The following is a 12566-nucleotide window of genomic DNA, read 5'->3' as shown; positions in this document are numbered from 1 at the left end:
GCTCTGCTGCCCCCGCGAGCTCCCAGCTGATGTCAGGAACTCGTGAGGATGACGAGCTGCTGGGTCGCCCTGGTCATCGCGACGTAGCGGTCGACCGCTCCTTCGATGCCCTCGCCGAACTCCTGCGGGTCGATGAGGACGACCAGGTCGAACTCGAGCCCCTTCGACAGCTCCGGGGGCAGGTACCGGACGCGGGACGTCGCCCGGACGGTTGCGTCCTCGATGTCACCAGTGCCGATGACGCAGGCGATCCCGTCGGCATGCGCGGCGAGCCAGGCGTCGAGGATCGAGCCCAGATCAGACGTGGATCCGTGGGCGACAGGGATGCCGCCGGCGCGGATGGAGGTCGGCACGTTGGCGTCCGGGAGCACGGCCCGGATGACCGGCTCGGCTTCCGCCATGACCTCCTCCGGCGTCCGGTAGTTGATGCTCAGGGAGGCCAGCCTCACCTGGTCGAGCCCGACCCGCCTGAGCCGCTCCTGCCACGACTCCGTGAACCCGTGCCGGGCCTGGGCACGGTCCCCCACGATGGTGAAGCTCCGGGACGGGCAGCGCAGCAGCAGCATCTGCCACTCCGCGTCGGTCAGTTCCTGGGCCTCGTCCACGACGATGTGCGCGAACGGGCCGGCGAGCAGGTCCGGGTCGGTGCTGGGTAGCGCCGTCTCGTCGACCAGGGCGTCCTGGAAGTCCTCGCCGCGAAGCATCGTCACCAGGCCCACGCCGTATTCGTCGCCGGTGACGTCGATCAGGTTGTCGACGACCCTGGCCCTGCCCTCGCGTTCGGCGGCGGCGGCGGCGTGCTGCCGACGCCTGCGTCGGGACGCCTCCGGGTCGCCGAGCCGCTGGCGGGCCGCGTCCAGGAGCGGCAGGTCGGACACCGTCCAGGCCTGGGCATCCGGGCGCTGCAGGGCCCGCACCTCGTCGGGGGTGAGCCAGGGAGCGCACTTGCGCAGGTAGGCAGGTACCGACCACAGGTCCCCGACGAGGTCGGCCGCCTCGAGCAGCGGCCACGCGTTGTTGAGGGTCGTGAGCAGCTCCCTGTTGCGCAGCAGCGACCTGCGCAGCAGGTGCGCCGGGGTGTCGCCGTCGTACTTGTCCGTCAGGATCGTGAGCAGCTCCGCCAGGATCAGGTCGCGCGCGTCGTTGTGCGCCGTACCGGGATCGGGTGCCTCGAACGCCTCGGCCCAGTCACCGGCGCTCAGCGAGATCTCGGACCCGTCGGCCGTGACCGTCATCCCTTTGGCGGGTGGCTCCTCGTAGAACCTGACGGCCGTCTCGATCGCCTTCACCAGGTCCGCGGACGACTTCAGGCGGGCCACGGCCGGGTCGGTCTCGATCGCCGCCGCGGATCCCTCGGCGACGAGGTCCCGCAGGGTGCAGGTCTGCGCACCCTCCTCGCCGAGGCTGGGCAGGACGTCGGCGACGTAGGCCAGGTAGGGCTGGTGCGGGCCGACGAACAGCACGCCGCCCCGGTGGTGGCCGAGGCGGGGGTCGGAGTAGAGCAGGTAGGCGGAGCGGTGCAGCGCGACGACGGTCTTCCCCGTGCCCGGGCCGCCGTCGACGACGAGCGCGCCGCGGGATCCCGCGCGGATGATGGCGTCCTGGTCGGCCTGGATGGTGCCGAGCACGTCGCGCATCCGGTCCGTCCGGTTGCTGCCCAGGCTGGCGATGAAGGCGGACTGGTCGTCGAGCGCGGCGTGCCCCTCGAACCCGTCGGAGGTGAACACCTCGTCCCAGTAGTCCCTGATCCGGCCGCGGATCCAGCGATACCTGCGGCGGCTCGCCAGACCCATCGGGTTGGCGTGAGTCGCTCCGAAGAACGGCTCGGCGGCTGGGGACCGCCAGTCGAGCAGCAGCCGACGACCCGCGCTGTCCGTGAGGCCAAGCCGCCCGATGTACACGGGCTCGGGACTGTCCGCGCTGACGATGCGTCCGAGGCACAGGTCGAGACCGAAGCGACGCAGGACGCGCAGGCGAGCGGTCAGCCGGTGGATCTCCAGGTCTCGGTCCATCGCCGCCTGGCCCAGGCCGCCGGGCGCCTGACGCTCGGCATCGAGACGGTCGGACAGGTCGGCGATCGACTGTTCGAGGCTTTCCGCGATGGCCGCGAAGTGCTGCTCGTCGCCGGCGATCAGCGCCGGCTCGGCCTTCGCGGCGAGGCGGTCGGGCAGGTCGAACGCGCTGGTAGCGAGGGGATTCACGCCATCAGCTCCGGTCGAAGGCCGCCCGCGACAAGTGCCCGCGACCGCACCGCGGCTCGCCCCAGCGGTTCGACGTCCCTGCGCGACCCATACTTCGACAACAACACACGCACCTAGCGACTCCCATTTCCGCTGGTCCTGGCCTCGGCCAGCGATTCTGCGGCATGACCCGGGTCTTGCCGCAAGCCCCCCGGTGCGCTATACGTTAGGAGTGGCGAGGAGTACGTACTCTCCTTCCGCGGGCCGCGGGCCGTCTCCGACCTTCTGGGTCTTCAGAACTTCAGGGTCTTCGACCTTCTGAGTCTCAGGACTCCCGGGGCTCAGCACTTCTGAGTCTCAGGACTCCTGATCTAGGCCCTGAAGAGGGTCGCCGACCAGGCGAGGGTTCGGGAGCTTCCGGCCGCTGAGCACCAGGGCGAGCTCCTCGGCCGGCCCTCGCAGCGGCCGGCCGGCACCGGACGACCAGTCGAGGTCGGAGGCGCTCAGGAAGCGGCCGGTGGCATGGATGCCGCACTCGCTCCCCCGTGCGGCGTCTCAGTGTCGGTCCGGGGAGAACTCGAGGACCTGGGTGAGGCGGACGTTGTTGCCCGACGGGTCACGGAAGGACGTGTCGATGCCGTAGGGCTGCGGTGTCGGCGGGTCGTTGAAGACGACGCCCCTGGCGGACAGCTCGTCGTAGGCGGCCTGGCAGTCGTCGGTCTCCAGGAACAGGGTGCCGCCGGCGCCCTTGGCGACCAGCTCCGCGAGCGCCTCACTGCTGCCCGCGTCGATCATCGGCGGCCCGGGGACGGGCATCAGAACCAGCCCGACGTCGGGCTGGTCGCGCGGCCCGACGAGGAGCCAGCGGAACGACCATTCCGCCATGCTGACGTCCGCGCGCACCTCCCAGCCGAGCTTCTTCGTATAGAAGGCGGCCGCCTCGTCCTGGTCGTGCACCCAGAACTGCGCGTTGGCTATCTTGATCACTGCGGACTCCCCTGGTCGACGCGTCGGCTGGGCGCGACGCTATGCGCCGGGGTCAGGTGCCGGCTTCTCCAAACGTGCGGTGTTCGGGCCGGCCGTAGGCCCGGGCGACACAGTCCGGAATCCGGATGTGGCGGCGCGCGGGCGGGAAGCTCGCGCGGTACGCCGTCGGCGTGGCGCCGTACACCCGGCGGAAGCTGGTCGTGAACGAGCCGACGCTGGTGAGCCCGACGTCGAAGCAGACGTCGGTCACGGGACGGTCCGTGTTGCGCAACAGCGCCGCCGCCCGCTCCAGGCGGCGGGTCAGCAGGTACTGGTGCGGCGACTCGCCGAACACCCGCCGGAACTCCCGGCTGAAGTACGCGGGCGACAGCCCCGCGGCACGCGCCAGATCCGCCACGGTGAGCGCTTCGAAATACCGGCCGTCGGCGAGGTCCCTGGCCCGCAGCAGGTGACGAGAACGGGGCACCACATCGGAAGTATCACCCGGACCGGTGCCCGGCGACGCGTGCGATCGAGCTGCAGGTGGGGCATGCCATCCCAGCGGAGCAGTGGGCGGCCAGGGAATCACCGAGCTGGGATACCAGCCGCGGCCATACGAGACTCACCAGTCCATCTAGTTAGACGCTGATGTCTAACTTTCTAGCCGCATGAGTCCATGAGGGTAGCGTGTGCTCGTGGCCACCGACACAGCGGGTACGAGCGCCGCCGTGCCGGCCCGTGGCCGGCTGGCCAAACGCGAAGCGATCATGAGGACCGCATTCGAGGTCTTCGCGCGGCAGGGCTATGCGGCGACAAGCCTCGACGACATCGCCTCCGCCACCCCGGTCTCCCGCCAGACCGTCTACAACCACTTCGGCGACAAGGAGAAGCTCTTCCTGGCCGTCGTCGACGAGCGGATCTCGGCGAACCTCGACGCGCTGCGCGACGCGACGGACGCTTTCCCCAACCGGATAGACGGTGTCGACGACGCGGCCGCCTACCTCCTCGACCTCGCCCGCCGGCTCACCAGGGTCTACGCCAGTCCGAGCACCACGTCCCTACGCCTGCTCGTCCAGACCGAGGCACCCCGCCACCCACAGCTTCTGGCTCTGTGGCGTTCTCGCGTCGCCACACCCGTATGGCCAGCCCTTATCGGCAGCCTCGCCCGCATCGCCCACGCCGGCGCGCTGTCCATCGACGACCCGGCCCGCGCCGCTGGCCAGTTCGTCACCCTGGTCACCGGAGCCTCCTGGCAGATGACCGAACTCGGCACCTTCGCCCTCTCCGCGCCCCCGGACCTCGACGCCCCGGGCCTGGACGCCGCCATCCGCGCCAACGTCGCCCTCTTCGTCCGCGCCTACGCACCCCTCACCGCCAAGCCCTCCGGGCCCAGCTACGGCGAATAGCACCACCGGTGCGGGGGTCGTCGAAACGGCGAGGCAAGCCAACGATCCGCGCCGGCGCGACCAACGACGCGCCACACACCGGCACTCCCAACCTCGGCCCGAGCGCCAGCACATTGGCAAGCCGAATCGGAGCTCCAGCACAGTGCAGGCGTTCAGTCTCCGATCGAGCCAGAGTCCCCAGGCAACGAGGACCGACGTGTTCCCCAGCCCACCAGCGCCTGCGCTCGTCGGCACCTGACACGCTCCTGGACGACCGTCCCGCGCGGTGCCAGCCGCTGCCGGAGCGGCCTCCGACCTCGGAACGTGGCATCTGGGCACGTCCATAGGCTGGCCAGTCCGCCACAGTTCGCCTCGGGCCTTTCGATGTGTGGCAGATGGGCAAGCCTGGGGACATGCTGATCTGACACGATCCGCGCTTGGGCCGGTGCCCCGGCGGACACCATCCCGTCCCGGGCCGCGCGGACTGGGCGAGTACCCGCCCCGGCCGCGGTCGTCCTTCCACGGCCGCTTCAGCCGTGCGCACGCGAACACTCTCTGTGCAGCGCAGGTGAGGCTCCGCCCGGAACGCCGTCGGACAGGCTGTCCCGCTGGCGTCCAGGTCACGCGCCGGCCGTCGGGCTCAGTCGTGCAGGTCGAGCAGGCGGCATGCGTAGTGGAAGACCCGCTGCCGCAAGACCTCTGGGTCGAGCGCCGCGAGCGCGGGCTGGCCGACGGCAGTGATGGCGGCGGCGAGCATCGCCGCCGGGATGCTCCAGTCGGTGTCGCTGTCGTCGTCGGCGAGCAGGGCGAACATGCGCTTGGTGAGGCCGCTGAACGGCTCGTGCTTCGCGAGGACCCGCATCATCGCGGGGTCACCCTGCCAGGCCCGGACCTGCGCGCGGTTGCGCACGGAGAAATCGACCAGCTGAAGTAGGAGGACCCGGCGCGCCTCGACGCGGCTGGGCGCCGCCTCGGCGTTCTCGACGGCCGCCTCGAGGGTGACCAGCTCGTGGTCGGCGGTCGCGATGACGATCTCGTCCTTGGTCTTGAACTGGTGGTAGACCGCCGCCTTGGTGACGCCCATCGCGTCGGCGATCATCTGCAGCGATGTTCCGGCCACGCCGTACTCGGCGAAGAGCCCGAACGCGGCGGTGATCACGCGCACCTGGGCCGGGGTGTGCCTGATCTCTGCCAGGCGCGTGCCCGAGCGGAACGGCGTCGTCGAAGCCATGGACGACAGGATAGCCGATCGGCTAGACCGTAGAGTAGCCGATCGGCTATCCTCGCCCCTCATGCGACGAACTACCGGCGAGACGATCATCTTCTGGACATTACCCGCGGTGGCGGTTATCTGGGTCGCGGCGTTCTTCCTCTTCCCTGGATTTCTGCCACCAATGTCTCCGCGGGCGCCGGCCGCGGAGGTCGCGGATTTCTATCTCGACCACACCGCCCGCGTCCGCTACAGCATGATCCTTCTCAACTGGTTCTGCGTGGCGTTGGTCCCGATCCTGATGCTGATCGTGGAGCGGATGCGCGATATGGCTCACCGCACCCCGGTCCTGCGCTACTGCATGATCGGTTGCGCGGGAGCCGCCCCCATCACGTTCCTGACCGCGACCGTCTTCTGGCTGCTGGCGGCGTTCCGGCCAGATCGGTCGCCCGACCTCACGCTGCTTTTCAACGATCTCGGATGGGTCACGTTCACGTGCGGCGTTCCTTTTCTCGTCGCACAGAGCCTTTTCCTGGCCCTGGCGATCTATCTCGATGAGCAGGAAGAGCCGGTGTTCCGGCGGTGGGTCGCGCACTTCAATGTCCTCGTCGCGGCCGCGCTTGTGCCGGCCGGGTTTGCCGGGCTGACGCTGAGCGGCGTGCTTGCCTGGGACGGGTTCCTGTCGTTCTGGGTCAGGAACGTCGCCATCGCGATCTGGATCGTCGTGATGTCCGTCGTTCTGGGCCGGTCACTGCGGCGCGACAGCGCCGCCGCCGAGGCCGCCGAGGCCGCCGCATGAAGCGTCTCGCCTGGCGCGGGGACCCGAAGCGCGAGCTGTGGCTTATGTGGTACGCGACTCTCATCTTCTACAACGTGTTCACGGTCGTCTTCTTCGTGCTCACACGTACCCAGCCCCCGGCGCCCCCGTGGTATGACGCCGACCAGGCGACCGCGTGGTTCGCGCACCGCCATCAGGGCCTGCTTGTCGGGTTCGCCCTGATGTTCGCGCTGGGTGGTCTCTCGATGACGTCCACCGCGCTGATCACATACTCGATCCGGCGGATGTCGGTCAGCCGTGCCTTCGCCTACTCCTACCTGATCCTGTACGCGGTCAGCGCGGTCCCCGGGCTTCTGCTCATCTGCCTGGCGATGACGGTCGGCGCCATGCGGCCCGACCGGGACCCCGCGATACAGCACTGGCTCTACGACTTCGGGTTCCTGTCGTTTTCCGGCACGATGGGCGTCTTCCTCGTCGGCTCGCTGATCTGGATGGCCGCGATCCTGCTCGACAAGAACCGCGTCCTCCCCAGGTGGTTCGGCTACCTGAACCTCTGCAACGCCCTCACCGAGGTCGTCGTCTCGCCGGCCTGGATCCTCGATCGCGGTGCCTTCTCCTGGAACGGCACCATCGCCTGGTGGATCAACGTGGCCGTCTTCGGCATGTACACCGGCGTCTTCATCACCTTGCTGCGCAATATGATCATCCGTGAGGACTTCGGTACCGGTCCGCTACCTGACCTCCCGCCGAGGAAACCGCGCCAGCGCGCCGCGGCGGAGGTGGCGGAGGTGGCGTCATGACGACCACGCAGACGGTGACCGCGTCGACGGAGAAGACGCCAAGGCGGGTGCCCGGCGAATCGGGCATGTGGTTCTTCGTCCTCTTCGAGTCCCTTGTCTTCACCTCGTACTTCGGTGTCTATCTCTACTACCGCGCTCAGCACGAGGCCGCATTCCTGCGGGCCCAGTCGCACCTCGACCTCTGGCTCGGAGTCCTCGGCACGATCGCCCTGCTGACGAGCTCGTGGTCGGTGGCCCGCTGCGTCCAGACGGCGCGCGTCGGGCGCTACCGGCTCGCACTGCGGGACGCGGCCCTCACCGCGGGCTTCGGCGCGGTCTTCCTGACCCTCAAAAGCATCGAGTGGGCCCGGCAGATCCACATGGGAAACACGTTCACCAGCGGCGACTTCTTCCAGTATTACTTCTTCTTCACCGCGATTCACTGCGTCCACCTGCTGATCGGCTTCGTCGCTCTCGGTGTCCTCGCCTATCAGCTCGCAAGTCCGAGAAGACGATCCCAGGAGATCGTCGAGACCTGCGCCACGTATTGGCACACGGTCGACTTCCTCTGGGTTCTGATCTTCGCTCTGCTCTACGTCGCGAGGTGAGCCGTGGGAACTACATTCAACAAAAGACTCCTCGCCGTCTGGCTCGTCCTGTCAGCCATCACGGTGATCTACCTCTGGATCGACCGCTCGGCCGACGACCGCGGCGCCCCGACGGCGAGCACCGTCGTCACCGTCAGCGCGATCACCCTCGCCCTGGTCAAGGTCAGGATCATCATGCGGGAGTTCATGGAGGTGCGGCACGCGCCTCCGCTGCTCTGCCGCCTCACGGATCTCTGGGTCGTGCTCATGGCAGCCGCCCTGCTCGGCATGTATTTCGTGGGAAAGGCGGCCGCCTAACGGGCCAAAGGGTGTGCGAAAAGGATCTTCCTTCGCACACCCGGCGGCCGTTGTCCCCAGGATCACTAACAGGTCGACACCGTCGCCGATGATGTCCCGCCGCGCGAGCAGGCCGTCCGAGGGGGCACCGGCGCAGCGAGTTGATCAGTGGTGTGCGAGTTCACCGGTGGCTTCGGCGGTGGCGGCCCAGCTGGCGAGGAGCTTGAGCCCGTCCGCGGTCGGGGTGCCGGCTGGCGCGGTGTAGACGAGGAGGGTGAGCCCTGGGTGTGACGGGAACTCCATGGCCTCGAAGGTGAGGTCGAGCGCGCCGACCACCGGGTGGTGGAGTTTCTTGTGGCCGGCACGGTGGAAGCGGACGTTGTGGGCGGCCCAGCGGGCGCTGAAGTCCTCACTGCGGGTGGACAGCTCGCCGATCAGTTCGATGAGCTGCTTGTCCTGGGGGTTGCGGCCCGCTTCGGAGCGCAGCATCGCGGCGATGTCGTCGGCGGCGCGTTCCCAGTCGACGAAGAAAGCACGCGCGGCGGAGTCGAGGTAGACGAAGCGGGCGGTGTTGGCCGGCCGCCTCGGGTCCGCGAGCACGGGTGCGTACAGGGCGCGGGCCAGTCGGTTGGCGGCGAGCAGGTCGTGGCGGGCGTTGCGGACCCAGGCCGGGGCGTCGGTGATGGCGTCGAGGACCTGCTCGATTCCGTCGGTGACACCGGTGGTCTTCGTCCGCCGCTGCCGGGCAGGAGCGGGCGCTGCCGCGCGGGCGAGGTCGAACAGGTGCTCCCGCTCGGCCTCGTCGAGCTGCAGCGCGGTCGCGAGGCCGTCGAGGACCGCGTCGGAGGCGCCGGCGAGGTTCCCGCGCTCCATCCGGACGTAGTAGTCGATGCTCACCCCCGCCAGCAGCGCGACCTCCTCGCGACGTAGGCCCTTGACGCGGCGGTTGCCGCCGCCGTACGCGGGCAGCCCGGCCTGCTCGGGGGTGATCCGCTCCCGCCGCGAGACGAGGAACTCGCGGGCCTGGGCCCGGTTGTCCGCGTAGCTGTCCATGCCTCCACGGTAGGCGCGCCCGACGGCCGGAAGGAGGTACCGCCGTTACCTGGAAAGCCAGGCACTCCCCGGGCGCCGCAGCTGACGCCAGAGTCGGTGACGTGACCGCCTCGACCACCGCGACCGCCTGGCGGGCCGCCACGCCGTTCCTGGCGATCCGTGCCTGTTCGGCCCATTCGACGTATCGCGAAGAGGTGTTTCTATACATGCGACCGTGATGTACGGGGCCGGCGACGTCCGGGTCGAGAACGTGCCCGACGCCCGGCTCGTGGAGTCCTCCGACGCGGTGGTGCGGGCCGTGGCCGGCTGTATCTCAAGGTCCTCATTCGCCCCTGAACACCGACATACTCCCGTGATAGTCGGCCCTCCGAGGGGAGCCCGGACAAGGGGACACGAGCCGGCGAGGACGTTCGCCACCGCGGGACTCAGGATGAAGCCCGGCGCGCCGTGCGCCGAGGCCGACGCCATCGGGACCGGACACCTGCCACAGCGCCGCCCGGCCGAGGCGGCGCGGAAGGACCTGACTATGAAGCATGCCAAGCTGGGCAATCTTGATGTTTCACGGATCGGCCTGGGCGCGATGGGTATGTCGACCGCGTATATCGGGCCGGGCGACGACGACCAGTCGATCCGGACCATTCACCGGGCGTTGGACCTCGGAGTCACCTTCCTCGACACCGCCGAGGTCTACGGGCCGTACATCAACGAGGAACTGGTGGGCCGGGCGCTCAAGGGCCGGCGGGACGCCGTGGTGCTCGCGACGAAGTTCGGGCTGATCTCCCACACCGGCCGCGGCGGGCTCGACAGCAGCCCGGCGAGCATCCGGGCCGCCGTCGAGGGCTCGCTGCGCCGGCTGGGCACCGACTACATCGACCTCTACTACCAGCACCGCGTCGACCCGGACACACCGATCGAGGACACCATCGGCGCCCTGGCCGAACTGGTCGCCGAGGGGAAGATCCGTCACATCGGGCTTTCCGAGGCCGGTGTGGCCACGATCCGCCGGGCCCATGCCGTCCACCCGGTCACCGCGCTCCAGTCCGAGTACTCCCTGTGGACCCGCGACCCGGAGCCGGCGGTGCTGCCGCTGCTGCGCGAGCTGCGCATCGGCTTCGTGCCGTACTCGCCGCTGGGCCGCGGCTTCCTCACCGGCCAGATCCGCTCCGCCGGCGAGCTCGACGACGCCGACTTCCGCCGGAACAACCCCCGGTTCTCCACCGAGAACTTCGACCGCAACCTGCGCAGCGCCGACGAGGTCGCGGCGGTCGCCTCCGAGGTGGGCGCCACATCCGCGCAGGTGGCGCTGGCCTGGCTGCTCGCCAAGGGCGACGACATCGCCCCGATCCCCGGCACCAAGCGGGTCTCCCGCGTGGAGGAGAACGCCGCGGCCGACCAGGTCACCCTGGCCCCCGAGCAGATCGACCGGCTCGACCGCCTCACCCCCGCGGCCGGCGACCACCACAACGAGGAGCAGATGCGGATGATCGAACGCTGACACGGCCGTGGTTGGGTCAGCGGGGCCGGCTTCCGGTCGATGGCTGGGTTAGTCGGCGGCGGCGCCGCGGCGGGCGTTGTAGACGATGACGTCCTCGCGGCTGCCGTAGTCCGCGAAGACCTTCAGGGCCTCGTCGCGGAGGATGTCGGTGCGCACGGTGATGCCGCGGCGGGCGAACTGCTCGGCCCAGTCGTCACGCATGGGTCCCTCGTCGAAGCCGGTGAGCTGTTCGAGCTCCTCGCCGTCGCCGGCGATGGTCAGCAGCTGGACGCCGGACCACAGGACGGCTCCGTAGCACATGACGCAGGGGCGCCAGTTGACGACGAGCTCGACCGGGGTGCCGGCAGCGCTGAGGTCCCAGAGCCCGAGGCGGGTCTGGGCGAAGGAGAGGGCGACGACCTCGGCGTGCATCGCGGACACGCCGGTGGCGAGGACGAGGTTGACGCCGGCGGCATAGATCTCGCCGGTGTCGGGGTTGGCGACGGCGGCGGCGAACGGGCCGCCGCTGCCTTCCTGGTGGTTACGGGCCGCGAGCCGGTGCACGAGGCGCATCCGGTCCTCGACGTCGGGGAGCACGCCGCCGGCGGCGCGGGCCTCCTCGTCGACCCAGGCGGGCAGGACGACGTCGAGCGCGGTGGCGGCGCGGATGGCGGGTGACGCGGGGCTGGGGTTCATCAGGGCTGGGCTTCCTGTTCAGGCGGTGAAGAAGTGGCTCAGACCGAGGGCGCGCAGGCCGCGCCGGTAGGCGACGGAGCTGCGGTCGGCGGCGATGTTGACCTCGATGCGGGGGTCGAGCGGGAGGTTTTCGGGCCGCTGGGCTTCGACGATGGCCCGGTCTTCCTCGAAGATCCGCAGGTTGAAGTCGTAGATCTCCTGGTCGGGCTGGTCGGTATCGAAGTTCTTCGCGATCGGCGCGAACATCCTGGTTCGCCGGGCGGAGACGGGCGACGCGGCGTTCATGATCACAAGGCGGCCGTCGTTCGGGAAGTGCACGACGAGCGTGCCGGTGAACGGCAGGTGGGCCTCGAAGTGGCGCAGCCAGCGAAATCCGGGGTCACCTTGCCGGCCGCCGCGGGGGTAGTTGGCGACGGTGCTCCAGTAGTCGGCGACGAAGCCGTGTTCGGTCGGGGTGGGCGAGTACTCGGGGACCTGGGCGTTGTCCGGGTCGGCAAAGGTGGCGGTGTGTACGAAGGCGAAGTGCGCGACGTCGAAGAAGCCTTCCATCTGCCGGCCGGCGAACGCGGCCACGTCGAAGGGCGGGCAGGTCACCCGCTGGTATCCGGGGTCATCCCAGTGCGGCATCCGCGGGATGACCGCCGCCGGCGGTCCGCCTGGGGCCGGGTCCGGATCTGGGCGTAGGCAGGTCCAGACCAGCCCGTACCGCTCGACGGCGGGGTAGGTCGTCAGGGTCATCCGGGCCGGGATCTTCGCCTGCGGGTGCGCGGGTATCGCGACGCAGGCGCCGGCGGGACCGAACCGCAGGCCGTGGTAGGCGCAGGCGATGGTCTCGCCGTCGCCGTTGCCCAGGGTCAGCGGGACGCCGCGGTGGGGGCACAGGTCGCGGGCGACGACGGCCGCGTCGCCGGCCCGGTACACGACGAGCCGCTCGTCGAGCAGGCGAGCCGCGACCGGCTGGTCGCGGACCTCGCGGGACAGCGCGACCGGATACCACTGCCGGGCGAGGATCGCCCAGTCGTCCGGGTCGAAGGAGCAGTCAGTGGGAAGCGTCACCGGAGCGGCGAGCGCGGCGGGTGCGTCAGCCATCGGAAGCCTCGGAAGGTTCGGAGGGTCCAGAAAGTTCGGAAGGGCGGGGATCGCGTGCCGCCGGGCACGCAA

Annotated in this window: 13 protein-coding genes; 6 read left to right on the top strand and 7 right to left on the bottom strand. The window is 69.7% G+C overall.

From position 1 onward, the window contains the following. Positions 1–32 precede the first annotated feature (32 nt). The 3 genes from helR to QOZ89_RS00725 all read right to left on the bottom strand — a co-directional run bounded on the left by helR (position 33) and on the right by QOZ89_RS00725 (position 3633). Complete coding sequence (gene helR, locus QOZ89_RS00735; RefSeq protein ID WP_071049409.1) at positions 33–2201, bottom strand: RNA polymerase recycling motor ATPase HelR; 2169 nt, start codon at positions 2199–2201, stop codon at positions 33–35. A gap of 534 nt (positions 2202–2735) precedes the next feature. After that, complete coding sequence (locus tag QOZ89_RS00730; protein WP_071049408.1) at positions 2736–3167, bottom strand: VOC family protein; 432 nt, start codon at positions 3165–3167, stop codon at positions 2736–2738. Positions 3168–3219: 52 nt separating this feature from the next. Then, positions 3220–3633 carry a helix-turn-helix transcriptional regulator gene (locus QOZ89_RS00725; protein WP_241841800.1) on the bottom strand — a complete coding sequence of 138 codons (414 nt, stop codon included), beginning with the start codon at positions 3631–3633 and terminating at the stop codon, positions 3220–3222. 280 nt (positions 3634–3913) lie between these two features. Here QOZ89_RS00725 and QOZ89_RS00720 point away from each other — a divergent pair, with 280 nt between their 5' ends. Beyond that, entirely contained in the window at positions 3914–4552 is a 639-nt protein-coding gene (locus QOZ89_RS00720; protein WP_312622674.1) for a TetR/AcrR family transcriptional regulator, read from the top strand. A 619-nt stretch (positions 4553–5171) separates the two neighbouring features. Here the strand turns inward: QOZ89_RS00720 and QOZ89_RS00715 are convergent. After that, a complete protein-coding gene (locus QOZ89_RS00715; RefSeq protein ID WP_241841799.1) occupies positions 5172–5690 on the bottom strand; it encodes a TetR/AcrR family transcriptional regulator in 519 nt (172 codons plus the stop codon). Between QOZ89_RS00715 and QOZ89_RS00710 the strand changes: the two genes are divergently transcribed. From QOZ89_RS00710 to QOZ89_RS00695, 4 genes are read left to right on the top strand one after another with little or no spacing between them, the layout of a single operon-like run. Continuing rightward, positions 5683–6540 carry a hypothetical protein gene (locus QOZ89_RS00710; protein WP_312622673.1) on the top strand — a complete coding sequence of 286 codons (858 nt, stop codon included), beginning with the start codon at positions 5683–5685 and terminating at the stop codon, positions 6538–6540. The two genes, QOZ89_RS00715 and QOZ89_RS00710, sit on opposite strands and share 8 nt — an antisense overlap. Beyond that, positions 6537–7319 (top strand): hypothetical protein, encoded by a 783-nt coding sequence (locus QOZ89_RS00705; RefSeq protein WP_071049404.1) that lies wholly within the window; start codon positions 6537–6539, stop codon positions 7317–7319. Before QOZ89_RS00710 ends, QOZ89_RS00705 begins: the two co-directional genes overlap by 4 nt. Further along, positions 7316–7906, top strand: coding sequence for a cytochrome c oxidase subunit 3 (locus QOZ89_RS00700; protein WP_312622672.1), 591 nt, complete (start codon positions 7316–7318; stop codon positions 7904–7906). The genes QOZ89_RS00705 and QOZ89_RS00700 overlap by 4 nt, the downstream gene beginning before the upstream one ends. Before the next feature lie 3 nt (positions 7907–7909). After that, positions 7910–8203 (top strand): cytochrome C oxidase subunit IV family protein, encoded by a 294-nt coding sequence (locus QOZ89_RS00695; protein WP_071049402.1) that lies wholly within the window; start codon positions 7910–7912, stop codon positions 8201–8203. Positions 8204–8347: 144 nt separating this feature from the next. Here QOZ89_RS00695 and QOZ89_RS00690 read toward each other — a convergent pair whose 3' ends face one another. After that, on the bottom strand, positions 8348–9235 hold the full coding sequence (locus tag QOZ89_RS00690) for a helix-turn-helix transcriptional regulator (protein ID WP_071049401.1): 888 nt from the start codon (positions 9233–9235) through the stop codon (positions 8348–8350). 526 nt (positions 9236–9761) lie between these two features. Here QOZ89_RS00690 and QOZ89_RS00685 point away from each other — a divergent pair. Next, positions 9762–10730, top strand: a complete 969-nt coding sequence (locus tag QOZ89_RS00685) for an aldo/keto reductase (protein ID WP_071049463.1) — start codon at positions 9762–9764, stop codon at positions 10728–10730. A gap of 48 nt (positions 10731–10778) precedes the next feature. Here QOZ89_RS00685 and QOZ89_RS00680 read toward each other — a convergent pair whose 3' ends face one another. Both QOZ89_RS00680 and QOZ89_RS00675 read right to left on the bottom strand, forming a co-directional pair. Continuing rightward, positions 10779–11405, bottom strand: coding sequence for a tRNA-specific adenosine deaminase (locus QOZ89_RS00680; RefSeq protein ID WP_071049400.1), 627 nt, complete (start codon positions 11403–11405; stop codon positions 10779–10781). A gap of 18 nt (positions 11406–11423) precedes the next feature. Further along, positions 11424–12494: a Rieske 2Fe-2S domain-containing protein gene (locus QOZ89_RS00675; RefSeq protein WP_312622671.1), complete on the bottom strand. Its 1071-nt coding sequence runs from the start codon at positions 12492–12494 to the stop codon at positions 11424–11426. Between the last annotated feature and the right edge of the window lie 72 nt (positions 12495–12566).

The organism is Pseudofrankia coriaricola (assembly GCF_032027725.1).
Taxonomy (GTDB): Bacteria; Actinomycetota; Actinomycetes; order Frankiales; family Frankiaceae; genus Pseudofrankia.
Note: the sequence above shows the minus strand (reverse complement) of the source record. Positions and strands in the feature narration are given on the sequence as shown.